30 protein-coding genes and 1 other RNA gene are annotated in these 24,329 nt (G+C 63.2%); 21 read left to right on the plus strand and 10 right to left on the minus strand.

What is annotated here, in order from left to right:
• The 9 genes from VZ95_RS00915 to VZ95_RS26460 form a co-directional block, all read left to right on the plus strand.
• On the plus strand, positions 1–1,234 hold a 1,234-nt coding region (locus VZ95_RS00915), incomplete at its 5' end, for an ABC transporter ATP-binding protein (protein ID WP_045774210.1).
• Positions 1,231–2,331: an ABC transporter permease gene (locus VZ95_RS00920; RefSeq protein WP_045774211.1), complete on the plus strand. Its 1,101-nt coding sequence runs from the start codon at positions 1,231–1,233 to the stop codon at positions 2,329–2,331. The genes VZ95_RS00915 and VZ95_RS00920, both read left to right, overlap by 4 nt.
• A gap of 12 nt (positions 2,332–2,343) precedes the next feature.
• Positions 2,344–3,306, plus strand: a complete 963-nt coding sequence (locus tag VZ95_RS00925; RefSeq protein WP_045774212.1) for an ABC transporter permease — start codon at positions 2,344–2,346, stop codon at positions 3,304–3,306.
• A complete protein-coding gene (cdd, locus tag VZ95_RS00930; protein WP_198148015.1) occupies positions 3,303–3,725 on the plus strand; it encodes a cytidine deaminase in 423 nt (140 codons plus the stop codon). The genes VZ95_RS00925 and cdd overlap by 4 nt, the downstream gene beginning before the upstream one ends.
• Positions 3,722–4,057 carry a DUF1491 family protein gene (locus VZ95_RS00935; RefSeq protein ID WP_045774213.1) on the plus strand — a complete coding sequence of 112 codons (336 nt, stop codon included), beginning with the start codon at positions 3,722–3,724 and terminating at the stop codon, positions 4,055–4,057. The genes cdd and VZ95_RS00935 overlap by 4 nt, the downstream gene beginning before the upstream one ends.
• A complete protein-coding gene (locus VZ95_RS00940) occupies positions 4,054–4,875 on the plus strand; it encodes a purine-nucleoside phosphorylase (RefSeq protein WP_045774214.1) in 822 nt (273 codons plus the stop codon). The genes VZ95_RS00935 and VZ95_RS00940 overlap by 4 nt, the downstream gene beginning before the upstream one ends.
• A 312-nt stretch (positions 4,876–5,187) precedes the next feature.
• Entirely contained in the window at positions 5,188–5,637 is a 450-nt protein-coding gene (locus VZ95_RS27800) for a hypothetical protein (RefSeq protein ID WP_269747034.1), read from the plus strand.
• A gap of 8 nt (positions 5,638–5,645) precedes the next feature.
• Positions 5,646–6,632, plus strand: coding sequence for a thymidine phosphorylase (locus tag VZ95_RS00950; protein WP_232302425.1), 987 nt, complete (start codon positions 5,646–5,648; stop codon positions 6,630–6,632).
• Positions 6,601–6,981, plus strand: coding sequence for a hypothetical protein (locus tag VZ95_RS26460; protein ID WP_232302426.1), 381 nt, complete (start codon positions 6,601–6,603; stop codon positions 6,979–6,981). Before VZ95_RS00950 ends, VZ95_RS26460 begins: the two co-directional genes overlap by 32 nt.
• On the opposite strand, the gene VZ95_RS00955 is transcribed toward VZ95_RS26460, so the two are convergent.
• The 5 genes from VZ95_RS00955 to VZ95_RS00975 all read right to left on the minus strand — a co-directional run bounded on the left by VZ95_RS00955 (position 6,978) and on the right by VZ95_RS00975 (position 10,348).
• Entirely contained in the window at positions 6,978–7,286 is a 309-nt protein-coding gene (locus VZ95_RS00955) for a type II toxin-antitoxin system RelE/ParE family toxin (protein ID WP_052711364.1), read from the minus strand. The genes VZ95_RS26460 and VZ95_RS00955 overlap by 4 nt on opposite strands.
• Entirely contained in the window at positions 7,286–7,540 is a 255-nt protein-coding gene (locus VZ95_RS00960; protein WP_045774215.1) for a ribbon-helix-helix domain-containing protein, read from the minus strand. Before VZ95_RS00960 ends, VZ95_RS00955 begins: the two co-directional genes overlap by 1 nt.
• Before the next feature lie 44 nt (positions 7,541–7,584).
• A complete protein-coding gene (locus tag VZ95_RS00965) occupies positions 7,585–8,175 on the minus strand; it encodes an OmpA family protein (protein WP_045774216.1) in 591 nt (196 codons plus the stop codon).
• Complete coding sequence (locus VZ95_RS00970; RefSeq protein WP_045774217.1) at positions 8,168–8,635, minus strand: FecR family protein; 468 nt, start codon at positions 8,633–8,635, stop codon at positions 8,168–8,170. The genes VZ95_RS00965 and VZ95_RS00970 overlap by 8 nt, the downstream gene beginning before the upstream one ends.
• A 90-nt stretch (positions 8,636–8,725) precedes the next feature.
• Positions 8,726–10,348: a fumarate hydratase gene (locus tag VZ95_RS00975; protein WP_045774218.1), complete on the minus strand. Its 1,623-nt coding sequence runs from the start codon at positions 10,346–10,348 to the stop codon at positions 8,726–8,728.
• A gap of 114 nt (positions 10,349–10,462) precedes the next feature.
• Here VZ95_RS00975 and ssrA point away from each other — a divergent pair.
• The 6 genes from ssrA (at position 10,463) to VZ95_RS00995 (ending at position 15,466) form a co-directional block, all read left to right on the plus strand.
• Positions 10,463–10,781, plus strand: a transfer-messenger RNA (tmRNA) gene (ssrA, locus tag VZ95_RS22605).
• Between the two features lie 165 nt (positions 10,782–10,946).
• Complete coding sequence (locus tag VZ95_RS00980) at positions 10,947–11,531, plus strand: SspB family protein (RefSeq protein ID WP_045774219.1); 585 nt, start codon at positions 10,947–10,949, stop codon at positions 11,529–11,531.
• A 53-nt stretch (positions 11,532–11,584) separates the two neighbouring features.
• Positions 11,585–12,064, plus strand: a complete 480-nt coding sequence (locus tag VZ95_RS00985) for a DUF523 domain-containing protein (protein WP_045774220.1) — start codon at positions 11,585–11,587, stop codon at positions 12,062–12,064.
• Positions 12,061–13,251: an MFS transporter gene (locus VZ95_RS00990; RefSeq protein WP_052711365.1), complete on the plus strand. Its 1,191-nt coding sequence runs from the start codon at positions 12,061–12,063 to the stop codon at positions 13,249–13,251. The genes VZ95_RS00985 and VZ95_RS00990 overlap by 4 nt, the downstream gene beginning before the upstream one ends.
• Positions 13,252–13,389: 138 nt before the next feature.
• Positions 13,390–14,565, plus strand: a complete 1,176-nt coding sequence (locus VZ95_RS21300; protein WP_052711366.1) for a hypothetical protein — start codon at positions 13,390–13,392, stop codon at positions 14,563–14,565.
• On the plus strand, positions 14,525–15,466 hold the full coding sequence (locus tag VZ95_RS00995; protein WP_052711367.1) for a methyl-accepting chemotaxis protein: 942 nt from the start codon (positions 14,525–14,527) through the stop codon (positions 15,464–15,466). The genes VZ95_RS21300 and VZ95_RS00995 overlap by 41 nt, the downstream gene beginning before the upstream one ends.
• A gap of 68 nt (positions 15,467–15,534) precedes the next feature.
• Here VZ95_RS00995 and VZ95_RS01000 read toward each other — a convergent pair whose 3' ends face one another.
• Both VZ95_RS01000 and VZ95_RS22610 read right to left on the minus strand, forming a co-directional pair.
• A complete protein-coding gene (locus VZ95_RS01000; RefSeq protein WP_045774221.1) occupies positions 15,535–17,286 on the minus strand; it encodes an ABC transporter ATP-binding protein in 1,752 nt (583 codons plus the stop codon).
• Positions 17,287–17,352: 66 nt separating this feature from the next.
• Positions 17,353–17,586, minus strand: a complete 234-nt coding sequence (locus VZ95_RS22610; RefSeq protein ID WP_084627485.1) for a CDGSH iron-sulfur domain-containing protein — start codon at positions 17,584–17,586, stop codon at positions 17,353–17,355.
• A 144-nt stretch (positions 17,587–17,730) separates the two neighbouring features.
• On the opposite strand from VZ95_RS22610, the gene thyX reads away from it, so the two are divergent.
• Genes thyX through VZ95_RS01015 form a run of 4 tightly spaced genes read left to right on the plus strand, consistent with a single transcriptional unit; the run spans position 17,731 to position 20,293 of the window.
• Positions 17,731–18,669, plus strand: a complete 939-nt coding sequence (thyX, locus tag VZ95_RS01005; RefSeq protein ID WP_045774222.1) for an FAD-dependent thymidylate synthase — start codon at positions 17,731–17,733, stop codon at positions 18,667–18,669.
• A 3-nt stretch (positions 18,670–18,672) separates the two neighbouring features.
• Positions 18,673–18,990 (plus strand): hypothetical protein, encoded by a 318-nt coding sequence (locus VZ95_RS01010; protein WP_045774223.1) that lies wholly within the window; start codon positions 18,673–18,675, stop codon positions 18,988–18,990.
• On the plus strand, positions 18,938–19,144 hold the full coding sequence (locus VZ95_RS29060) for a hypothetical protein (protein ID WP_408606054.1): 207 nt from the start codon (positions 18,938–18,940) through the stop codon (positions 19,142–19,144). The genes VZ95_RS01010 and VZ95_RS29060 overlap by 53 nt, the downstream gene beginning before the upstream one ends.
• Before the next feature lie 24 nt (positions 19,145–19,168).
• On the plus strand, positions 19,169–20,293 hold the full coding sequence (locus VZ95_RS01015; RefSeq protein WP_045774224.1) for a M14 family metallopeptidase: 1,125 nt from the start codon (positions 19,169–19,171) through the stop codon (positions 20,291–20,293).
• 31 nt (positions 20,294–20,324) lie between these two features.
• On the opposite strand, the gene VZ95_RS27805 is transcribed toward VZ95_RS01015, so the two are convergent.
• The 3 genes from VZ95_RS27805 to VZ95_RS01025 all read right to left on the minus strand — a co-directional run bounded on the left by VZ95_RS27805 (position 20,325) and on the right by VZ95_RS01025 (position 22,889).
• Positions 20,325–20,738, minus strand: coding sequence for a TSUP family transporter (locus VZ95_RS27805; protein WP_269747035.1), 414 nt, complete (start codon positions 20,736–20,738; stop codon positions 20,325–20,327).
• A complete protein-coding gene (locus VZ95_RS27810) occupies positions 20,714–21,154 on the minus strand; it encodes a TSUP family transporter (RefSeq protein WP_269747036.1) in 441 nt (146 codons plus the stop codon). Before VZ95_RS27810 ends, VZ95_RS27805 begins: the two co-directional genes overlap by 25 nt.
• Before the next feature lie 124 nt (positions 21,155–21,278).
• The gene (locus VZ95_RS01025) at positions 21,279–22,889 is read right to left on the minus strand and encodes an aminopeptidase P family protein (RefSeq protein WP_332307962.1); all 1,611 of its coding nucleotides are present in this window, start codon (positions 22,887–22,889) and stop codon (positions 21,279–21,281) included.
• 524 nt (positions 22,890–23,413) lie between these two features.
• Between VZ95_RS01025 and VZ95_RS01030 the strand changes: the two genes are divergently transcribed.
• Together VZ95_RS01030 and VZ95_RS24900 are read left to right on the plus strand one after the other, a co-directional pair.
• Positions 23,414–23,680: a type II toxin-antitoxin system VapB family antitoxin gene (locus tag VZ95_RS01030; RefSeq protein WP_045774225.1), complete on the plus strand. Its 267-nt coding sequence runs from the start codon at positions 23,414–23,416 to the stop codon at positions 23,678–23,680.
• Between the two features lie 334 nt (positions 23,681–24,014).
• The coding region (locus tag VZ95_RS24900) for a toll/interleukin-1 receptor domain-containing protein (RefSeq protein WP_045774226.1) at positions 24,015–24,329 on the plus strand (315 nt) is incomplete at its 3' end.

The raw sequence follows: 24,329 nt of genomic DNA on the forward strand, positions 1-24,329 counted from the left end.
TCGTCTTGCCCCGTCGCTGGCTATCGCCCGCACGGAATTGCTGCGCCTGAACAAGGATTACGCGCTGGATGTCGATCCCGATGCGCGCGTCGGTGATTTGCCGGTTGGCTTGCAGCAGCGGGTTGAGATTCTGAAAGCCCTATATCGCGGTGCGGAAATCCTCATCCTCGACGAGCCGACGGGCGTGCTGACGCCCCAAGAAGCCGATCATCTATTTCGGATTCTGCGCACGCTGAAGGCCGAAGGCAAAACCATCCTGCTCATCACCCACAAGCTGCGCGAAATCATGGACGCAACCGATAGCGTGACCGTGATGCGCGGCGGCGCGGTGGTCGGCACGGTGAAGACCGCCGACACGGATAAGGCACAACTCGCGGAAATGATGGTGGGCCGCAAGGTCAACCTCAGCATCGCGAAAGCTGACCGCGCGCCGGGGCCGGTAGTGCTGGAAGCGAAAAACATTCGCCTCGTGGACCGGCGCGGCGTAACGCTGCTGCACGATCTGAGTTTCGACGTGCGCGCGGGCGAAATCGTCGGCGTTGCCGGGGTGTCGGGCAACGGCCAGTCGGAATTACTCGATATTCTCGCAGGCATTCGCGGCCAAACCTCCGGCGAACTGCTCTACCACGGCACACCGCTGCCCGCCCTCTCGGGCACCGAAGCCGCGCGGCGGCGCAGCCAGCGCATCGCCCATGTGCCCGAAGACCGCATGACGATGGGGCTGGTGAAACCCTTCCCCGCCTATGAAAGCGCTATTCTCGGCTATCACCATGACGCGGAGTTGCAGGGGGATAAAGGCATCTCCCGCCTATTGTTCGACCGCAACAAGCTGATCGCCCGCACCGAAAATTTCATGGCGGAATTCGATGTGCGCCCGCCCGATCCGCTGTTGCGGACCTCGCTGTTTTCCGGCGGCAATCAGCAGAAAATCGTCCTGGCGCGGGAAATCCACCGCGACCCGGATTTGCTGCTGATCGGCCAGCCGACGCGGGGGGTGGATATCGGTGCCATCGAGTTTATCCACCGCCGCATTGTTGAATTGCGCGACGCGGGTAAAGCCGTTTTGCTGGTCTCGGTAGAGTTGGATGAAATCTTATCCTTGGCGGATCGAATCATTGTGATGGCCTGCGGAAAAATCACCGGCATAATTCCCCGCGCCGAGGCGGACGAGCGCCGCCTGGGGCTGATGATGGCCGGGGAGTCGAATGCGCGCGCCGCAGGAGACGCGGCATGAGCGCCCCCCGCCTCACCAGCCTACCGCGCTGGGTCGATCTCGGGCTACTGCCCTTCCTCAACCTCTCGGCGGCCTTGATCGTCTCCGGGCTGGTCATTGCGCTGATCGGCGAAAATCCTTTCGAAGCCTTGGTTATTCTCGTGAATGGCGCGGTCGGCTATCAGGAAGCCATCGGCTATACGCTGCATTACGCGACGAACTTCATGTTCACGGGATTGGCGGTTGCGGTCGCCTTTCACGCCGGGTTGTTCAATATCGGCGGCGAGGGGCAAGCCTATGTGGCGGGGCTCGGCGTCGCGCTCGTCTGCTTGGGATTGCCCGGCTGGCCCTGGTGGGCCGTGCTGCCGCTGGCCATGATCGCCGCGATTACCTGTGGCGCGGCCTGGGCGATTATCCCCGGCTATTTGCAGGCAGCGCGCGGCAGCCATGTGGTCGTGACGACGATCATGTTCAACTTCCTCGCCACCGCCTTCATGACCTGGATGCTGGTGGATGTGATCCGCGCCGATGGCCAGCAAGCGCCGCAATCGGCGGCTTTCCCGCCCTCGACGCATTTACCGACGATTCAGGATATGGGGGCTTTTCTGGGGCTCGACCTGCCCCGCATGCCGCTGAATCTGGGTTTCTTTCTGGCAATCCTCACCGCTATCCTCGTTTACCTCTACATTTGGCACACGCGCTGGGGCTATGAGCTGCGCACGGTCGGCACCAACGAGACGGCGGCCGTTTACGCGGGTATGCCGGTGCCGCGCCTGATTATCGTGGCGATGGTGATTTCGGGCGCGCTCGCGGGCCTGTCGGCCATCAATGAGGTGATGGGCGTGCAGCATCGGCTGGTGATGAATTGGACCGGCGGCGTCGGCTATGTCGGTATCGCCGTCGCCCTGATGGGCCGGAACCACCCGGTCGGGATTGCGCTATCGGCGCTGCTGTTCGGCGCGCTCTATCAGGGCGGCTCCGATCTGGCCTTCGAAATTCCCGCCATTACGCGCGAGATGATCGTCGTCATCCAGGGGCTCGTTATCCTCTTCTGCGGCGCGCTGGAAAACCTGTTCCGCGCGCCGTTGGAAGCCTATTTCAAACCGAAAAGCGCTTAAGGGAGGCCGGAAATGGATATGCTCGTTTCCATGCTCGACGCCACCTTCCGCGTGGCAACGCCGCTGGTGTTAGCCGGATTGGCGGGGCTGTTTTCCGAACGCTCCGGCGTCGTCGATATCGGGCTTGAGGGCAAGATGCTGGCGGCGGCCTTTGCGGGCGGATCGGTTGCCTTCATTGCGGCAGACCCTTGGGTGGGGCTGCTGGCGGCGATGCTGACCGCCTGGGGGCTGTCGATGGTGCATGCTTTTGCCTGCGTTACCCATAACGGCAATCAGATGGTTTCCGGCATGGCGATCAACATCGTCGCCGCCGGGATCACGCCAACGCTGGCAAGCGCTTGGTTCCACGAGGGCGGGCGCACGCCGGTGCTGCCGACGGAAGGGCGCTTCCGGCCCATCGACCTGCCCTTGGCCGAAACCGTCAAAGACGTGCCGATCTTCGGGCAGCTCTATAGCGACGTGATCTCCGGCCACACCGCCCCCGTCTATCTGACCGCGCTGATCGTGCCGCTGGTCGCCTATATCCTCTATAAAACTCGCTTCGGGCTGCGCCTGCGCGCTGTGGGCGATAATCCGCACGCGCTCGATACCGCCGGGGTCAGCGTCGCGCGCACGCGCTATCTGGCGCTCTCCTGCAATGGGCTGCTCTGCGGCATGGCGGGGGGCTATCTCTCCATCGCGCAATCGAGCGGATTCTTGCAGGATATGACCGCCGGGAAAGGCTATCTCGCGCTGGCCGCCCTGATCTTCGGCAAGTGGAAGCCCTGGCCGACCCTCTTCGCCTGCCTGCTCTTCGCCTTTACCGACGCGCTGCAAGTGCGCCTTCAGGGCGTGGCCCTGCCAGTGATCGGCGAAGTCTCGGTGCAGTTCATCCAGGCCGTGCCCTATATTCTCACCGTCCTGCTGCTGGCTGGGTTCGTCGGAAAAGCCGTCGCACCGAAAGCCATCGGCCTGCCCTATGTGAAGTCCCGATGACCGACCCAATCGATTTCAAAGCCCTGGTTGCCGCCGCGATGGACATCCGTAGCCGTGCCTATGCGCCCTATTCGAACTATCACGTCGGCGCGGCCCTGCTGACGCCGAGCGGGAAAATCTTCGTCGGCGCGAATGTTGAGAACGCCGCCTATCCGCAAGGCGCCTGCGCCGAAACCTGCGCCATCGGCACGATGATCGCGGGCGGCGAGCGGCGGTTGACAGCCGTTGCCGTCATCGGCTCCGGCCCCGATCTCTGCACGCCGTGCGGCGGTTGCCGCCAGCGCCTGTTCGAGTTCGGCCCGGCGGAAACCCCGGTGGCGATTGCGGCCGCAGATGGGACGTTCGAGGTGATTACGCTGGGCGAATTACTGCCCCGCGCCTTCGGTCCCAATCATCTACCCGATGCGCCCCCGGCATGAGCGGTGGCCTCACCACCGATTTTTGGCTGCGCGCCCATATTCGGCGCTGGAACGACCGGGGCATCTCGATGATGGTTCGCCATAAGGGCGACCCGCAGGCGGGTGCCGTGCTCGTGGTCATCAATCAGGGCGCGATCGGCTGCACTGTTTTGACCCAAACCCGCACGCTGGAGGGGGAAAAGGCGTGGCTGCGCGCGTCCGGCCCCGATCCCATCCCCGAAGCCGACGCCGAAGAAACCATCACCCGTGCCCGCCTTAGAGATCCCGACCTTTGGGTCGTGGAGATCGACGACCGCGAGGGCCGCCACCCGTTTGAGGAGCCGATTCTATGAGCCTGGACCCAACCGCAGCGATTAACACGATCCGCGCCAAAGCCCCCGGCTTTACGCCGCGCGTCGCTATCATTTTAGGTTCGGGGTTGGGCGGGTTGGCCGATCAAATCGAAAACCCGATTGTTATTCCGTATACCGAGATTCCCGGCTTTCCGCGCTCCACCGTCGCGGGGCATTCGGGCGAGCTGGTGCTGGGCCATTTAGGCGGCGTTGCCGTTGCCGGGTTCAAGGGCCGCAAGCACGTCTATGAGGGCGAGGGGCTCGCGGGCATGGCGGTGCCGATCCGGGCGATGAAGGGGCTGGGGGCCGAGCTTCTGATCGTCACCAATGCGGCGGGCTCGCTGCGGCTCGATTTGGAGCCGGGCCAACTGATGCTGATGGCCGATCACATCAATCTGATGAACGGCAATCCGCTGATCGGCCCGAACGATGAGACCATCGGCCCGCGCTTTCCCCCAATGGCCAATGCCTATGATGCCGCCATCCGCGCCAAGCTGCGCGCAACGGCGGAAGGTCTAGGGATTCCCCTGCAAGAGGGTACCTATATCGCCGTCACCGGCCCCTGCTTCGAGACCCCCGCCGAGATTAGGGCCTTTCAGCGCTTGGGCGCGGATGCGGTTGGGATGAGCACGGTGCCGGAAGTTATTCTCGCGCGCCATTGCGGTTTAACCGTCGCTGGGGTATCAGCCATCACCAACCTTGGTGAAGGTCTCAGCGATACCGCCCTAAGCCATGCCCACACGCTGGCCTTGGCGGGGCAAGCCGGGAAAGACCTAACCCGGCTGGTCATCGCCTTTCTGGAGGATTTCGGGACATGAGCCTGACGGAAACCGCCGCGCGCGCGCTGGCCCTGCTGGACCTGACCTCGCTGAACGATACGGATACGGACGCAACTATCCGCGCCCTCTGCGAAAAGGCCGTCACCCCGGCCGGGCCGGTGGCGGCGATCTGCATCTATGGGCCGTTCGTGGCACTCGCCAATGGGTTGCTCGATCAGCGCATCGGGCTTGCGACCGTGGTGAATTTCCCCGAAGGCACCCAAGAGCGCAAAACCATCGAGACCGACATTAAGGCGGCGCTGGTGGCCGGGGCCGACGAGATTGATCTGGTGTTCCCGTGGCAGGCGTTTTTTGTCGGGCAAGCGGACTTTCGCGCGCGATATTGTCGCGGCGGCGCGGGCCGTGTGCCCAACCGGCGTGATTTTGAAGGTTATTCTGGAAACCGGCGCTTTGGCGAACCCCACCGCCATCCGCGAGGCGTCGGAAGCCGCCATTCTGTCGGGCGCGGATTTCCTCAAAACCTCCACCGGCAAAACCCCGGTTGGGGCGACGCTGGAGGCCGCGCGCATCATGCTCTCGGTCATTCACGATATGGACCCGGAAGTGGGCTTCAAAGCCTCGGGCGGCGTGCGCACAATCGCCGATGCCAGCGCCTATCTGGCCGTGGCCGACGAGATCATGGGGCCAGCTTGGGCGACGCCGGAAACCTTCCGGTTCGGGGCCTCCTCACTGCTGGACGATCTGCTGCGCACCCTGGGGCATACGGCCCCCACGACAGAACCATCACGCGCTTCTTACTGAGATTTGACATGAGCTTTCTTCCGCAAGAGTTAATCCGCAAAAAGCGCGACGGCAACGCCCTGACCGCCGAGGAAATCGCCTTTATCGTCCAGGGGATCACGACGGGCAGCATGGCCGACGAGCAGGTCGGGGCCTTTGCGATGGCGGTGTTCTTTCAAGGCATGAGCATGGACGAGCGCATTGCGCTGACCTGCGGCATGCGCGACAGCGGCACCGTGCTCGATTGGAAGCCGCAAAACCTCGGGCGGCCCGTGGTCGATAAACATTCGACCGGGGGGGTCGGCGATAAAGTCAGCCTCATGCTCGCGCCGATTGTGGCCGCCTGCGGGGCGGCGGTGCCGATGATCTCCGGGCGCGGGCTCGGCCATACCGGCGGCACGCTGGATAAGCTGGAGAGCATTCCCGGCTATAACGCCGTGCCCTCGCCCGAGCTTTTCGCCAAAGTGACGAAGCAGGTCGGCTGCGCCATCATCGGCCAAACCAGCGCGATGGCCCCCGCCGATAAACGCCTCTACGGCATCCGCGACGTGACGGCGACGGTCGAATCGATCCCGCTGATTACCGCCTCGATCCTCTCGAAAAAACTCGCCGCCGGGCTCGACGCCCTGGTGATGGACGTGAAGTTCGGCTCCGGCTCCTTCATGGGGGCGCTGGACCGCTCGCGCGAACTTGCGCAAAGCATCGTTACCGTCGCCAACGGTGCGGGCTGCCCAACGCGGGCGCTGCTGACCGATATGAACGAGGTGCTCGGCACGACAGCGGGCAATGCTGTGGAAGTGGTGGAAGCGCTCGATTATCTCAGCGGCACCCGCCGCGAGCCGCGCTTGCACGCCGTCACCATTGCGCTTGCCGCCGAAATGCTACTGGCGAGTAAGCTTGCGGGCGATCTGAGCGAGGCGGAAGCCAAAGCCGAAGCGGCACTCGCCTCCGGGGCCGCCGCCGAGATTTTCGCGCGCATGGTCGTTGCCCTCGGCGGCCCTGCCGATCTTTTTTGAGAAGCAGGCCTTCTATCTGCCGCTTCCCGCCCTGACCGTCGATATCCCCGCCTCGCGCGCCGGGATCGTGACGGCGATCGACACGCGCGAGATTGGCCTTGCCGTGGTCGCCATCGGCGGCGGGCGCACCCGCTCCGCCGATCCGGTCGATCCGCTGGTCGGGCTAACGGAGATCGTCGCCTTGGCGCTTCGGTCGGCCCCGGCCAGCCGCTCGCCCGCCTGCATGTGCGCGATGCCGCCCAAGCCGCGCGGGCAACAGCGATGGTTCAGGCGGCGGTCACGATTGGCGATACGGCTCCGACGCGCGGGCCGATTGTGGCGGAACGGCTGGGGTAGGTTTCGGGGTTAGTCAGGCGTTGGCGTCGTCAAAAGGCGAAGCCAATCCTGGCGACCATCGAGAACTCGGACAATTTCGATCCGGTCGGGTTCGATGCGATACAGAAGCACCGTTTGATCGCAGGGGAAAAAGCGCAAGCCCGGTTCGATGTCGTTATGCGCACGACCAAGTTGCGGTAATTTCTGCAAATGGCCGCAGACGGCCAGAAGCCGCTGAAGCGCCGTGCGGGCAGCCGCTCTGCCATAATTTTCTTCCAAATACTCCCGCAGAACCAACAGGTCACGCTCGGCAAGATCAAGAATAATCAGCGGAAGCATTACGGAATATCGGTGTAGCGGGCCATTAAATCCCGAAAAACATCCTCCGCAGGCCGCCCCGGACCACTCTCCACCCCCTCGCGCCACAGGCGGCGGATTTCTTCCTTAGCTTGGACCGGATCGTACCAAGTTTCCAAGGCCGCCCGCGCTGCCGCTGTGACGGTCGGATAAGTCCCCGCATCGACCGACGCCTGAAGCTTCGCGGCGGTGGCGCTGTCGATTGTCACGGTCAGGGTTTGGGTCGGCGCGGTCATGCCTCAGTGAAGCACAGGAAGCCCAAAAACGCCAGCCTGTGCCCCTATTGCAGCGTCACCGTCACCCGCCGATTGCGCGGCTCGGCGACGCCATCCGGGGTGGGGATCAGCGGGTTGCGCTTACCGTGGGAGGAGATGGCAACGCTCGCTTGATTGAGGTTTCCCTCGGCCAAGCGCTTCGCCACCGCCTCCGCCCGCTCGCGGGAGAGAGCGAGGTTCAGCGCGTCCGAGCCGGTGGCGTCGGCATGGCCAGTGACTTCCAAATGCGGGAAGGGGCGTAGCGAGAGTTCCGCCAGAATCGTCGGGATTAGGGCGGCGGACTCAGCCGTCAGCGTCGCCGTGCCGCTTTCGAAATAGAGAATATAATTCACCGGCGGCACCGGCAGGGCCGCCAGCGCACTTCCCCAGGTTTCACGGATCGCCGCTTCCGTCAGCACCGTGGGTGCGGCGGGAGAGCCGCCCTTTGTGTCGAAGCGGGTCGATTGCAACGGCGCGTCGAGAAGTTGGGTCGCCCCGCCCGCCTCGACCGCGACCTTGCCGACACGCCCGCCGTCTTCGGGCAACAGGGCGATGGTGGTTTGCCCGGCGCAGCCCGCGAGCAGCAGCAGCGCCGCGAAAAGAAGAGACTTATTCATCGCCTTCCACCTTCACGACAAACTTGGTTCCGCGAATGCCGATATTGGCGCTGGGCGTGGTGAATTTGGTCCGGTCCGGGGCGAGACGCGCGATCTGCCCGGTCAGCACGGCAAACGTGCCGCGATGCAGCCGCGCGGCAAGGCCGAGTTTGTCGGCAGCCGGATCGAAAACGAAACTGTCCAAAGTCAGGCGCGCGTTCGGCCCGAGGGAGAGGGTGGTATCGTCGCGCAACGTCACGCCCAGGCTGGCATCGGCTGCCGTCGCCAATTGGTCGCCCGAGAGCAGATTCATACCCGCTGTAATTGGCTCCGACTGGCCCGCGCGCGTCAGCGTGGCCGATCCGGTGAGGGTTTTCACTTGGCCTGCGATAGCGGGCGGCTCTTGCGCGTGGCCCGCCCCTGAAACGCTCGCAAGGCCCAAGGCCAAGGCGGCGCAAACCTGAAATCCCAACCGTCGCATTCGAACCCTCGCGCCTGAATTGTCCGCAACAGTACCAAACGCCGAAGCATCGGCCTAAAAAAAAGGGAGGCCAAAGCCCCCCTTCTTCGTTTATTCCGCCCCGGTCATCCCGGCGAAGAAATCATTGCCCTTATCGTCCGTGACGATGAAAGCGGGGAAATCGACCACGTCGATTTGCCAGATAGCTTCCATGCCAAGTTCGGGATATTCCAGAACCTCGACCTTCTTGATGCAATCCTGCGCGAGCCGCGCCGCCGGGCCGCCGATGGAGCCGAGGTAGAAGCCGCCGTATTTCTGGCAGGCGTCGCGCACGGCTTTCGAGCGGTTGCCCTTGGCGAGGCTGATGAAGCTACCGCCCGCCGCCATAAAGGTTTCGATATAGGAATCCATTCGCCCGGCAGTGGTCGGTCCGAAGGAGCCCGAGGCGAAGCCTTCCGGGGTTTTGGCGGGACCGGCGTAGTAGATCACCTTTTCCTTAATATACTCGGGCAGCCCTTGGCCCGCATCCAGCCGTTCCTTCAGCTTAGCGTGGGCAATGTCGCGCGCCACAACGATGGTCCCCGTCAACGACAGGCGGGTTTTGATCGGATATTGCGACAGGATCTTGCGGATTTCCGCCATCGGCTGATTGAGGTCGATCTGGACCACCTCGCCCGCCGCGTGCGCGTCGGTGATTTCCGGCAGATATTTGGCCGGGTCGGTTTCGAGTTGCTCCAGGAACACGCCGTCCGCCGTGATCTTGCCCAAAATCTGCCGGTCCGCCGAGCAGGAGACGCCGAGCCCGATGGGGCAGGAGGCGCCGTGGCGCGGTAAGCGGATCACGCGAATATCGTGGCAGAAATATTTACCGCCGAACTGCGCGCCGATCCCCATTTGCCGGGTGAGTTCCAGCACTTGCGCTTCCAATTCCCGGTCGCGGAAGGCCTGGCCGAACTTATTGCCCTCGGTCGGCAGATCGTCGAGATAGCGGGCCGAGGCCAGCTTGACCGTCTTCAAGCACATTTCCGCCGAAGTCCCACCGATGACGATGGCAAGATGGTAGGGCGGGCAGGCGGAGGTTCCGAGGGTACGGATTTTCTCGTCGAGAAACTTCAGCAGCGCGGTGGGGTTCAGCACGGCGCGGGTTTGCTGATAGAGGTAGGTCTTATTCGCCGACCCGCCGCCCTTGGCCATAAAGAGGAACTTATAGGCGTCGCCTTCGGTCGCATAGAGGTCGATCTGCGCGGGCAGATTATCGCCGGTATTGACCTCCTGATACATGGTCAGCGGCGCGGTTTGGCTGTAGCGCAGATTGGTCTCCAGATAGGTCTTGCGGATGCCTTCCGACAAGGCTCCCTCGTCGCTGAAGCCGGTGAAGACGTTCTGGCCCTTCTTGCCCATGACGATGGCCGTGCCAGTATCCTGGCACATCGGCAGCACGCCGCCCGCCGCGATATTGGCGTTCTTCAACAGATCGAGCGCGACGAACTTATCGTTCGGCGAAGCTTCAGGATCATCGAGAATCGCCTTCAACTGGGCAAGATGGCCGGGGCGCAGCAGATGCGACATTTCATGAAACGCCGCCGCCGTCAGCGACACAATCGCCGCCCGATCCACCACGAGCAGCTTCCGGCCCGCAACCTCCTGAACCGATACGCCCGCCTCGGTCAGCTTGCGATAGGGGGTCGTATCCGTCCCGTGCGGGAACATCGGATGAAACTCGAACTCGGACATCGCGCGATCCTTTTTCTATGAGCGGCAGCTTTGGCCAAGGTTTTAGCGGGGCCGCGCCCTGCCGTAAACCGCGCGAATGCGCCCACCGTGCCGCGCCCCTGCGATGCACGCCTCCCTCTTCCCAACCCGGCTAAGACCGCCTATATAAAGGGCGTCGGGCAACCGACTATGGCGATAAACGCTGCGTGGAATAGACGTTACGGACCCGGGGGCGGTACCCGGCGTCTCCACCATTTCCGGCCCGCGTACCTGGGACGGCTTCTGGGGACGAAATAGGATCGACGTGCGTAATAAAGACCCAGTTTTCGCTCGGTATGGTTCCGCCGTCATCGGGCTAAACTCAGAAGTGCCAACGACAATCGTGTAGCACTCGCTGCCTAATTAATTAGGCAAGCGCGGTTCGGGGGGCACCGGGCAACAGAAGCCCCCCACTTAACGCCCCACGCTGGCAGGCCTAGCATCCCTGCCAAAGCCTCGGTTCAGATCAGCATTCTTGACCCTTGCTCCCTGCCGCGCTTTTGTGGTCTGTGATGATAAAGAGCGGTACGGGCCGCGCTGTGGTGCCCGTGCATGGTTTTGGAAATAGGAGGCGTAGAACATGCCCATCAATCTGCTTCGCTACGACCGCATGATCGAAGAAGCATTGCGGGGAGTGGTGCGCCGGGCGTTGCGCATGGTGGCCGCCACCGGCCTGCCGGGATCGCATCATTTCTTCATCTCGTTTCGAACCCATGCCGAGGGCGTGCAGATCGCCGATTATCTGCGCGAACGCTACCCGGATGAAATGACCATCGTGGTGCAGCATCAGTTCTGGGGCCTCGATGTCACCTCCGAACAGTTCAGCATTACGCTGAGCTTCAACGATGTGCATGAGCGGCTGATTATTCCGTTTGCCGCCATTACCTCCTTCGCCGATCCCGCCGCCCAGTTCGGCTTGCAGTTCCAGCAGGCCACCGCCGCGCTTGACGGCGAGGATGCCGAGGATAAGGGCAGCAAGGCGACAAAATCGACCGGCCCCGCCGTCGCCCCTACCCGCCTGCCGCTGCCCGCCGCCAAAAGCGAGGCGAAAGCCGATGGCGAGGGTGATACCCCGGCTGAAGGCGAAGCGCCCGCTGAAGACGGTAAAGAGGGTGAGCCCAAAGAAGGCTCGGTCGTTTTCCTCGATCAGTTCCGCCGCAAATAAAAATCAAAGGCGGCGCTGGTTTCTTTTAACGGTCCTGGGGAGGGGCCGTTGCGATGGTTTTCACGCGCCTCTTGGTATCGGCCTGTCTGCTCGGGCAGAAGGTCCGCTATAACGGCTCCGACAAACGCTTGGGGGATAGGCTGCTCGCGCTGTGGCAGCAGCAAGGCCGGATCGTGCCGATCTGCCCGGAAGTTGCTGCCGGGCTCCCTACTCCGCGCCCGCCTGCCGAAATTAGGCCCTCGGATGGCCGCATCTTTGACGATACCGGCGCAGAGGTTACCGACATCTTCGAAACCGGCGCGCAGATCGCCCTAACCGTCGCCCAACGGGAGGGCTGCCGCTTCGCGCTGCTGACCGATGGCAGCCCCTCCTGCGGCGCGCGTTTCATTTACGACGGCAGTTTTAGCGGCACTCGCATCCCCGGTGCAGGACGCACGGTTGCCCTGCTGCGCCGCCACGGCATAGCTGTCTATACCCCGTCCGACATCCACAGCCTATCGATGGCCCTAGAGCGTGAGGATAGAAGCGCATGATGACCTCCGTGCAGATGCGCGTGTTCCTGACCTTTGCGGCGGGCTATTTCCTTTCCTACCTCTACCGCACGGTCAATGCGGTGCTATCGCCGGATCTGACGCGCGACCTAACCCTGTCGCCGGCCGATTTGGGACTGCTGACCTCGGCCTATTTCATCACCTTCGCCCTGTTCCAGGTGCCGCTCGGGTTGCTGCTGGATAAGTTCGGGCCGCGCCGGGTGCAGGCCGCGCTGCTGGTCTTTGCCGCCTTGGGAGCAGCGGGCTTTGCCATCGCCCAAACCGTGCCGACGCTGATTCTCGCCCGTGCCCTCATCGGCCTCGGCGTGTCGGGTTGCCTGATGGCCGGGTTCAAGGCGCTGGTTCTGTGGTTCCCGCGCGAAAAACTCCCCTTGTGGAACTCGCTCTATATGGTCGCGGGCGGGCTCGGCGCGACGATGGCGGCAACCCCGGTGGAACTCGCCCTGCATGTCACCGACTGGCGTGGCGTGTTCTGGGGACTTGCGGGCCTGACGCTTCTCGCCGCCCTGACCATTGCCGTGCTGATCCCGCCACCGCCGCCCACCGAAACGGCCCCGCCGCAAGAAAGCCTCTGGGCCGGGTTCAAGGCGATTTACGGCTCGGCGCTGTTCTGGCGCATCGCGCCGATGGCCGCCGCCTGCCAAGGGGCGTTTCTCGGTTATCAAGCCCTGTGGATCGGCCCGTGGGTGCGCGACGTGCAGGGGCTCGACCGGCTGGCGGCCGCCAATGTCGTGACGAGTGCCGCCATCGGCATGACGATCGGATTTTTCCTGCTCGGCCTCATCGCCGAAGCCGCCCGCCGCAAGAGTATCGGCCCGCTCACCGTGGGGCGGATCGGTATGAGCTTGTTCGGCCTCGTGCAACTCGCGCTCTTGCTGCGACTGCCGCTGCCGCCCGCCCTGCTCTGGGGCCTGTTTGGCGCGCTCGGCACCTCCAGCATGATGTGCTACGCCTATCTCTCGCAAACCATGCCCGCCCATCTTGCCGGGCGCGTGAATACCGCCATCAATCTACTCGCCTTCAGCGCCGCCTTTACCGTGCAGACCGGCATTGGCACCTTGGTGAGCAGACTTGGGGTCGAGGGGCAATACTGGGGATTGGGGCTTTGTATTGGCGCACAATTCCTTGGGTTGGCGTGGGGATTGCGGTCTTCCCAAGCAAAAGTTTGATTCATTTTTAATAAAAAAGTATTATTTTCTTCTTAAGGAAATAGAAACTACCCCATCCTAGAATATAGCGAGTTTCGATTTAGGGGGACTGACAGCGCCGTCCCCTGCCCTCGAAAAACACGCCCCTGGGGATGAGCCATGTTCAAAACATCGACCTCCGCGCTTCTGGTGTCTATTCAGGCCATCATGCTGACGGGCCTCATCCTCGCCGCCGGGGCGCTCGCCGTTCGCGCGTGGCATAATTACGATCTCGCCGTGCAGATCGAGGAAAGCGCCGTGCTCAACCGCGCGCTTCTGAACGGCACCATCGGCGTTCGGGCACAGATTGCCGAAGGGCAGACCGCCTTAACCGTGGATTCGACCGCCACTACCCGCTTGGAGGCCGCCCGCGCCGCCGCCACCCAGGCGTTCACGGCGGCGATGCTGGCCTTTCATCCCGTCGCGCTGGCCGATAAAGCCGCGATTCAAGCCAAGTTCGATCAAAGCTGGGAAAATCAAAAGCGCAATTGGAACCTTGTCACCGATCAATTCAGCAAAGCTCCGGCGCAACGCAGCCTGACCGCCGCCGATCCGCTGTGGAATGCCATCCGCGAAACGGTCGCCCTGCTGGAGAGCACCGGCAGCGCCGTCGGCAATCAAGTGCGCATGCAAGACCCGGTTCTCGCCGATATGCTGCGCGTGCGCGAAGGCGCGTGGCAGTTGCGCGATAGTTTCGGCGGTCAATGTTCCTTGCTGCGCCCCAGTATTCTTCAGAATAAGGTGCCAACGCCGGAAATCCTCGCGCGCTGGCATGCGGGCAAAGGGGCCTATGGCGTTGGGCAACAGGTGCTGATCGACTATGCCGCCCGCACCGGCGTTCCGCAGACCTTGGTTACGCAGATCGGTGCCGCGCAACGGGCGATTGCCGAGGCTCAGCCGAAAATGGATGCGCTCGTTGCCGGGATTGATGGCAGCGGCACCGCCAAGACGGATGCAGAAACCTATCGCGCTATCTGCAATGGGCCGTTCGATACAATCGTGCGGGTCGCAACCTTGGCCCTTGACGAATCGGTCGCCTATGCCGACGAGCAGCAGCAGGCTGCCCTGTGGGCGCTGATTCCCGCCTTGCTCGGTCTCGCTGCGGCCGTGGTGATTTCCATTCTGGGCTTTCTTACGATCACGCACCGCCTGCGCGCCCCGCTGAACCGCCTGATGGCCTCCATCGCCCTTTTGGCCCAGCGCGACTATAGCATGCCCGTCGCCGCCCTCGCCCGCCCGAGACGAGTTGGGCCGCATGGCCGACGCGCTCGAAGCCCTGCGCCTCAGCGCCCTTGACGCCGAGCGCTTGGGCCGCGAAACCGCCGAACGCCAAGCCGCCGAAATGGCGCGAGCGCGGACCGTGCAGTCGCTCAGCCAGTCGTTCCAGAGCCACGCCGCCGAGGCGCTCGACCGCATTCTAAACGCCTCAACCCGCCTTACCGAGACCTCCGCCGTCATGCGGACGGTGGCGAGCGATACCAGCGGTCAAGCGACGCTGGTTTCCAATGCCGCCGAAGAAACCTCCAGCAGCATTCAAACCGTCGCCGCCGCCACGGAAGAGCTCTCGACCTCCATTGCCGAAATCTCCCAGCAAGTCACCAGCAGCGCCGATTTGGCCCGCAATGCCGCCGCCCGCGCCGAAACCACCAATGCCACGGTGGAAGCCTTAAGCATCGGCGCGCAGAAAATCGGCGACGTGGTGAAACTCATCACCGATATCGCGGCGCAGACTAATCTGCTCGCCCTCAATGCCACGATCGAAGCCGCGCGCGCAGGGGACGCGGGGAAGGGCTTTGCGGTGGTAGCAAGCGAAGTGAAGAACCTCGCCGGCCAAACCGCCCGCGCTACCGATGAAATCGCGTCGCAGGTTCAGCAAATCCAGGCGACCACTGCCGAAGCCGTCAGCGCTATTCTCGGCATTACTCAGATGATCCGCAGCATCAGCGAAGGCACCTCCGCCATCGCCGCCGCCGTGGAAGAGCAAGGGGCCGCGACGCGCGAAATCAGCAGCAACGTCCAGCGCGTCGCCCAAGGCACCGCCGAAGTCACCTACACCATCGCCGACCTCGCCAAATCAAGCGGCCAAACCGGGGCCGCCTCCCAGCAAGTGGAAGCCGCCGTCGAAACCGTGGCGAAGGAACAGGAATCGCTACGCCACTCGGTCGAGAATTTTCTGACGGGGGTTCAGGCAGCGTAAGGGGAGAACTCGCGAGCGCGATGCGGGGGGCTTCCCCCGCGCCCCGCCCAAGGGCGCGGCCCCAGCAATCACGCTTCCGCCGAACCGTGCCATTCTGCTTTTCCTTTCACCTCCACAATCCGCCCGTCTTCCACCGTAAACACCTGATCGGCGTGGCGGATGGTGGTTAGCCTATGAGCAATCACCAGAGTGGTGCGGCCCACGGCGATGGTCTCCAGGCTGCGCTGAATGGCGGCCTCCGTCTCATTGTCGACGGCGGAGGTTGCTTCGTCGAGCACCAGGATCGGCGCGTCTTTTAGAATGGCGCGGGCGAGGGAAAGGCGTTGGCGCTGCCCGCCCGAGAGCTTCTGGCCGCGCTCGCCGACCAAAGTATCGTAGCCCTGCGGCAGGCCGAGGATGAACTCATGAGCTTCGGCGAGCCGGGCGGCGCGTTCGATGTCGCCTTGCGTTGGCCACCCCGCGCGCCCGACCGCGCCATAGGCGATATTCTCACCGACCGTGCCGTCAAACAAAAACACATCCTGGCTGACGAAGCTGATCGCCCGGCGTAAATCGCGGATGCGTAAGGAGGAGATCGGCTGGCCGTCGAGCAGCACTTGCCCCTGGCTCGGCTCATAAAAGCGCATCAGCAGCTTCGCCAGCGTGCTTTTCCCCGATCCCGTCGTGCCGATGAAGGCCGCGACCGTGCCCGCCGGAATATGCGCCGACACCGCCTCCAGCACCCGCTCGCGCCCGGCATAAGCGAAGGAAACCGCGTCGAAGCGCACGTCGCCCTTTACATCGGCAAGCGCCAGCGGCGTGCCGTGATCGTCCGCCGGGGCTTGTGTGTCGAGCAAATCCAGCACGCGGCGGGTGGAGGCCATCGCGCGCTGATAGAGATCGACCGTCGCGCCCATTTCCGTCAGCGGCCACAGCAGGCGTTGTGAGAGGAAAATCAGCACCGAATAGGCCCCGACCGCGAGCTTATCCTCCAGCGTCAGCCAACCGCCGTAGACCAGCGTCACCATGAAGCCGGAGAGCACCGCCATGCGCACGACCGGAATGAAGGCTGACGATAGCTTGATCGCTTCGCCATTGGCCGCGCGGTAATTCTGGCTGTCCGCGCCTAAGGCTTCGGACTCGCGCACTTCCGCCGTATAGCTTTTGATCGTGGCGATGCCGGTCAGGCTATTGGCGAGGCGGGCGGAAATCAGCCCGGCTTTCTCGCGCACCTCGGCATAAAGCGGCTCGGCGCGGCCCTGAAACCAGATGCTGCCGATAATAATCACCGGCATCGGCAGCATCGAGAGCAGCGCAATCGTCGGCTGCAATAGGAAGAAGACGATCCCGACGCCCAGGCATCCCGTGGTGATTTGCAGAATCTGGTTGGCGCCGTTATCGAGAAACCGTTCGAGCTGATTGATGTCGTCGTTCAAAATCGACACCAGGGAGCCGGTGGAGCGGTCCTCGAAAAACCCCATGTCGAGTTTCTGGACGTGGGCGAAAGCATCCAGCCGCAACTCGTGCTGCATGGTCTGCGCCAGCCGCCGCCACGCCAGTTGGTAGAGATATTGAAACAGCGACTCGCCGCCCCAGACCAGCAGGGTTAGCACGCCGAGCAGCCCAACCTGCAACACCGGGTCGGGCAACCCCAGCGAGGCGAGGAAGGATTGATCGCGCCGCACGACCACATCGACCGCCGCCCCGATGAGGATTTCCGGCGCAAGATCGCAGAGCTTGTTCATGATCGAACAGAAAATCGCCCAGCGCATCTGCGGGCGATACCGGAAGCCGTAGCGGTAGAGGCGGCGCAGGGGGGCACGCGGATCGAGTAAGCTCATCGGGGCACTCAGGTTCGAGCCGAAAACAAGGCCAGACCCTACCCGGAACCCCGTTAACCTGTCGCCCTATAAATCGAGATGGCTTCCATCGCAGAAAGGCGGCTTTTTGGTCGCTTTGCAGCCGCAGAACCGCACCGGCATATCGGCGCTGGGTTTAAATTGTAACGGCTCGACCCCTGTTCCGGCGTGGGATCCGTCACAAAATGGTTGCTTGGCGCTCCGGCCGCATTTGCACCACCAGTAGGTTTCCCCGGCTTTCAGGGCGACTGTGATGGGTTCTTTCAGAGGAGAGGCAGACACTGGGGGAACCTCGTGTCGAAATGAATAGGAATTGAAACGTTAGTCTAGTCGGGCCTCCCTTGCAGCCCCTCTTTCCCCGCGCTACCGTGCCGTCTATGTGTTTCGGCGCGCCGCGCGCCCCGATAAGTCTAAAGGTAGTTTGATATGCCGCTGTCAGAGGCCCAACAGGCCGAGATTGAAACCGCCCGCGCGGCCCGCTTCGAAACCCGTCGGGCCACGGTCCCCGCGCTCGAAGAAATGCTGTTCACGGCCCTGCCGGTGCTGGATCACGGGTTCGTGCGCGTCATCGATTATATGGGCGATGATGCCGCCGTGGTGCAGGCCGCCCGCGTTTCCTATGGCCGGGGCACGCGCAAGGTTTCGGAAGATAAGGCGCTGATTAAGTACCTGATGCGCCATCGCCATTCGACGCCGTTCGAAATGTGCGAGATCAAATATCACGTCAAACTGCCGATCTTCGTCGCCCGCCAGTGGATCCGGCATCGCACCGCCAATGTGAACGAGATTTCGGCGCGCTACTCGATCCTCGACAAGGAATTCTACCTGCCGCGCCCGGAAGATCTGGCGGCGCAATCCTCCGTTAATAGGCAGGGGCGCGGCGATATACTGGAGGCCGAGCAAGCCTCAATGGTGCTCGATCTACTGCGCGACGATGCCGAGCGCACCTACCGCAATTACGCCTGGATGCTGAACGAGGAAGACGCCGAAGATCACGACGCAGACCGCCCCGGCCTTGCCCGTGAGCTTGCCCGCATGAACCTCACGCTCAATACTTATACCCAATGGTATTGGAAGACCGACCTGCACAATCTGCTGCATTTCCTGTCGTTGCGCGCCGATGCCCACGCCCAATATGAAATCCGCGTTTATGCGGAAGCGATGCTGGAAAGCGTGAAGGCTTGGGTTCCCGGCTGCTACGAGGCCTTCTGCGACTATCGCCTGGGGGCCGTGTCGCTTTCGGCCGGGATGCTGTCCGTCGTAAAACGCCTCCTGGCAGGCGAGGCCGTGACCCAGGAAACCAGCGGCCTCGGCAAGCGCGAATGGACCGAGTTAATGCTCTCCCTCGACCGACCGGGGGCCTAGCGGATGGCAACGCCGCTGCCCGAACCGCTTCACGCCGCCTGGACCGCGACGCGCTATATGTTTGCCGCGCGCGGGGTGCTGTATGAGGCGCGAATCGGGCAGGTTAGCGCCGCGATTAGCAAGTTTTTGACGGAACAGAATGCCCCCGCCGGAATTTTCCTGTCGGCCTTCAACCCCGGTTTACCGGCATCGGGCGAGGCGCTGACCGAGATGTATCCGCTGCTAAAGCCGGAAGAAAAACGCCGCGCTGCTGGAGCATCTTTGGGGCCTGCTCGGCACTTCCGGCGCGCGCTGGTTTCCCCATGTCGGCCTACCCGATAGTTCCGATTGGCCGCCGGAGGAAGGGGCCTTCATTCTCGAAGACCCAGGGTTCGACCCGCAGCGCCTCGCCCGCAGTTTCCGGCAGCGCGCCTATATCCGCGTTGCGCGCAATCAGCCCGCAACGTTGGAGTTGGTGGTTCCGGCAACGGTCTAATTTTCCAAGGTAAGGAGTAGCCCTATGGCCCCCGTTTCGGCCTTTATCGATTCCAATTTTCACGGCGGCGCGATTACGGTCGTTTCTACCGACGATGTGCGGGCGCTCGAGTTGCGCTTGCGGCCCGACAATGCCTCGGAATTTGCCCAATGGTTCTATTTCCGCGTCCACGCGCCGCGCGGGGTTGAGCAGGTCTTGCACATTCGCGGCGTCGAAACCGCCGCCTTCCCGAAAGGCTGGCCCGATTACCGCGCCTGCGTCTCGGCGGATGGCGAGGATTGGCGGCGCACGGAAACCAGCTTCGACGGCTCGACGCTGACCATCCGCCACACGCCGACGACCGACGTAACCGCCTACGCCTATTTCGCCCCCTATTCCGCCGAAGATACACAGCGCCTCATCGGGCGCGCGGCGCGCGACCCGCGCGTGTCGGTCGATATTCTGGGAATGTCGCTGGAAAATGCGCCGATTCACCGGCTTGTGGTGAAAGACCCGACCAATAAGGGCGGCCGTCCGCCGCTGTGGCTGGTCTCGCGCCAGCACCCCGGCGAAACCATGAGCGGTTTTTTCCTCGAAGGTTTCCTTGGCCGCCTGCTCGATCCCACCGATAGCGCCGCCCGCGCGCTGCTGGCCGCCGTCGATGTCCATATCGTCCCCGATATCAACCCGGACGGCTCGCGCCGGGGCAATCTGCGCACTAATTTTGCGGGGGCAAACCTCAACCGCGAGTGGGACCGCGCCACGCCGGAGTATGCCCCGGAAGTACTCGCCGTGCGCACCGCCCTGGAAGCGACGGGCGCGTCCCAGCTTCTCGATCTACACGGCGATGAAGCGCTGCCCTACGTCCATTTCATCCCCGCCGATATGCCCGCGCCGCTGCTGGAGCGCCGCGCGAAGTTCGAAGGCGCGCTTCTGGTCGCTAGCAGCGATTTTCAGACCGAGCATAGCTCCACCCTCGGCGGCCCGAACAATCCGCGCCTGCTCTCCCATTGGGCGACGCGCAATCTCGATTGCCTCGCGCTCACTCTGGAACAGCCGTTCAAGGATAATGCCCTGCGGCCCGACCCGATCTACGGCTGGTCCCCCGCCCGCGCCCGCCGCTTGGGCGTCGATATGATTTCGGCTTGCTACGTCGATCTGGTGAAATAGATATTGGAGGGGGAGCCCAAGGCTCCCCCCTTTATCCGAATAGCCCGCGCCAAACCGCAAGGCCCATCCGGCTCAACGGATGCTCGGGGTCTTGCGCCAAGAGCCGCGCCGTGATCGCCAGCGACATAATTACCAACATGGGCCGCACCAGCTTCGCGCCTTTCGAGAGCACCAGTTTCGCGCCGAAGCGCGCGCCGATGAACTGCCCCGCCGCCAGAATCACCCCAAGCCCCCACAGTACATGCCCGCCCGCAGCCAACACGAGGAAGGCCGCGACATTGCTGGTAAAATTCACGATCTTGGCGTGCCCCGTCGCCCGGCGCAGCGTATAGCCCGCCAAGGTCACGTAAGCCAGCGCCCAAAAAGAGCCCGCGCCGGGGCCGAAAAACCCATCGTAAAATCCAAGGCCGATCCCGAAGATCAGCGCAAAAGCAACCTCGCCCAAAACGCCGATGGGTTTCGAACGCCCCCGGCATTCTTCGCCAGCAGCATATAGAGCGCGATGGCGATCAGCAGAAACGGGATTAGGTCGCGCAAAATCCCCGCATCAATCACCTGGAGCGTCAGCGCACCCAAGACCGAGCCGATGAAGGTGGCGGCGATAATCCCCATCATCGGGCGCACCTGCACTTCGCCGCGCCGGATAAACGTCATGCTCGCCGAAAAGCTGCCAAAACACGCGCCCAGCTTCGACGTGCCGAACACCTGCGCGGGCGTCAGCCCCACCGCGAACAGCACCGGAATGACCAGCAGCCCGCCACCGCCCGCAATCGAATCGACGAACCCGGCCAGCATGGCGAGAAAAAATAAGGCCAGCAGGACGGTCGGGGCCAAGCCGTCCAGCGTTAAAAGTTCGAGCATTCTTCTATCCTTCGGGAAGAAGGTCAGGGGCTTTGCCCCCGGCACTCCCAACCAAGGGACTTGTCCCTTGGTAATCCCGTTTAATGTCCTGATTTAACCGGAGCAGGGGCAGAGCCCCTGCCCCTTAAAGCGGTGCCGTTGCCGCTTCCAGCCACACCGCCGTTTCAGCATCGACGCGCGGCAGCATGCGGCCCCGCACTTCGGCGTGGTAACTGTCGATCCAAGCGCGTTCCGCCGGGGTGAGCAGGTCGGTATCGATCAAATTGCGGTCCCAAGGCGCGAAGGTGAGGGTTTCAAAGCCCATAATCTCGCGCTCGGCCCCGGCCAGATCGATCTTGCGGACGATCACGAGGTTTTCGCAGCGAATGCCATAGGCCCCCGGCTTGTAATAGCCCGGCTCGTTGGAGAGGATCATCCCCGGCATCAACGCCGCCGCCGTCCCGGCTTTCGAGATGCTCTGCGGCCCCTCGTGGACGGAGAGATAGGAGCCGACGCCGTGGCCGGTGCCGTGATCGTAATCCAGCCCATCGGCCCAGAGGAACTGCCGCGCCATCGCGTCGATATGCCCGCCGGTCGTGCCCGTGGGAAAACGCAGAGTGGCGATGGCGATATGCCCCTTCAGCACCAGCGTGTAGTGACGGCGCATCGCGGCGGTCGGCGTGCCGATGGCGAGGGTTCGAGTGATATCAGTGGTGCCGTCCTCATACTGGCCGCCACTATCGATGAGATAGATTTCCCCCGGCGTCAGTTTCCGCTGCGCTTCCGGCGTCGGGCGATAATGCGGCAAGGCGGCATTCGGCCCAGCCGCAGAAATCGACCCGAAGCTGAGCCCGCGCAACACACCCGTTTCGCGGCGAAACGCTTCCAGCCGGTCGGCGGCGGCGATTTCGGTGAGCGTGCCCGATAGGGCTTCCTGGCTGACCCAGGCAAGGAAACGGATCACCGCCGCCCCGTCGCGCAAATGCGCTTCCCGCGTGCCGTCCAACTCCGCCTCGGTTTTGCAGGCGCGGGGAAGGGCGACAGGATCGGCTCCGCGCACGACTGTTGCGCCGGTCTTGGTGAGGGTTTCGGCGATGCCCCAGGCGCAGGCGGCGGCGTTCAGCAGCACGCGTTCGCCCTTGAACTCACGCAAGGCTTCGACAAATTCGAGCGGATCGCGCACGCGCACGGCATTGCCCAAATGCGCCGCCACATCGGGCAGCAGCTTGCGGCTGTCGATGAACCAATCGACGGTGCCATCGGCGCGGGCGAGGGCAAAGCTTTGCGCGACGGGCTTATTCGGAACATCGGCCCCGCGAATATTCAGCAGCCAAGCGATGCTTTCCGGCGTCGTCATCACCGTCGCCGCCACTTTCTGCTTCTGCAAATCGCCCGCGAGCGCGCTGCGTTTGTCGGCAGACGACCGGCCCGCGCGGGCGTCGGGATGAATGCGCACCGGCCCCAGCGGCACCGGCGGTTGCGCGTCGCCCCAGACCATATCGATGGGATTGGGTTCGACCGGCACTAGCGTTACGCCCGCCTCCGCCAGACTATCGGCGAGCTTTTCGATCATATCGAGCGAATGCAGCCACGGATCGAAGGCAATGCGCTGCCCGGTTTTCGCCGCCGCTTGCAGCCACTCGCTCGGCGGCATTTGCGTGAGGTGGCATTGTTCGAAAACGGCAGTATCGGTTTGGTCGCGCGCCTGTTCGGTATAGCGGCCATCGACGAACAGCGCCGCGCGGTCGGTGAGCACCACGCAATTCCGGCGGACCCGGTAAAGCCGGTCAGCCACGGCAGCCGTTCGGCATGGGGCGCGAGCGAATCGCCCTGATGCTCGTCGGCGCGGGGAATGAGGAAACCGTCGATGCCGGTTTGCGCCATCAGCGCGCGCAAGGCGGGCACCCGCGCGGCCAGTGGTAGGGGCGACGGCAGGCTGGCACGCGTGTCGGCCTTCAGCGCCGCCAACTGCGCGACCAGCGCCGGGGAAGGATTATCGACCACGAGGCGCGGCCAGTCGGTATCGGACACATCCACCGAAGCACTGGCGAGCCCCGCCACCAGCGCCTTCACGCTGCCGACATCCGGCCCGCCCTGCTTCGCCAGCAGCCCCGCCAACGCCTCATCGCCCTGATACACTGCCCGACACTCCGACACCGCGTTTCTCCCGGAAAGGATTTTTCGTCGCGGAGAGGCTAGAGCGGTTTTGCGCGAAACGGAAGCGTTGACGTTGCAAGGATGAACGCGGAAAATGTGCCCAATCACTCTGGGAGAGCCAGCATGGAAATCGCCGTAGACGCTGAGACCGCGCGCGCCGTGCGTCGGCTGGCGATTCTTCGCAAGGAAACGCTGGAACAGGCGATCAGCGGAGCCATCCGCGAAGCGCTCGCCCGCACCGAGCCAACCGTACCGGACAGACCATTAACCGCAGCACAGCAAGCGACCATTGCCCAAATATTAGCCCAGGTGAAGGCGCTTCCGCCGTTGGACGGAGCGGGAGATGACCCCACCGCCTTCCTCTATGACCAGAACGGCCTGCCGCACTGATCGATGGTCGTGTCCTCATAAATTGAATGACTCAAAATGTTGGAAACCGAACCACAACCAAGAGAAGAAGACGTTCTGCGTTAGCCCTTGAGAGTAGCGTTTATAATCGTTAGAATAGGCTGCATGGTTAGTTGCACAGCGCCAAAACGGGGCCATCGCACCGCGAGTGGTCGAGCGGACTGCCCTGCATGCGGTGGCGGCTCCCGCAGCAAGGGTTTTTACCCGTCCCCGCGCCCATCCTATTCCTCGTCAGGGGACAGTGGAGGCGGTCGGAGCAGCCTCAGCGGGTCCGGCACCAAAAAAAAGGCCTGAATGGTCACGAGCTGGTTCATCTGTGACGTACACACTTGCCGAGACAAAGGCACTCGAGCCGATCCGCAACAGCGTCGAAAAACGAGCGCTCTTGCCCGACCTTCGGGACATCTTTCTCTGCCATGCTTGGGATGACCGGAAAGGAGCAGCCAAAGAGCTGCACGATCTCCTTGAGTCACTCGGCGTATCGGTCTGGTTCAGCGAGAACGACGTTGGCCTCGGTAAGCCGTTGCTTCGGGCCATCGACAGAGGCTTGGCAAACTCACGGATAGGGATCGTCCTAGTGACCCCGGCGCTGCTGCTGCGCCTCCCAGCGGAGGGAATTGCCGACAGGGAG

This window comes from Elstera litoralis, from assembly GCF_000963705.1.
GTDB classification, from domain to species: Bacteria; Pseudomonadota; Alphaproteobacteria; order Elsterales; family Elsteraceae; genus Elstera; species Elstera litoralis.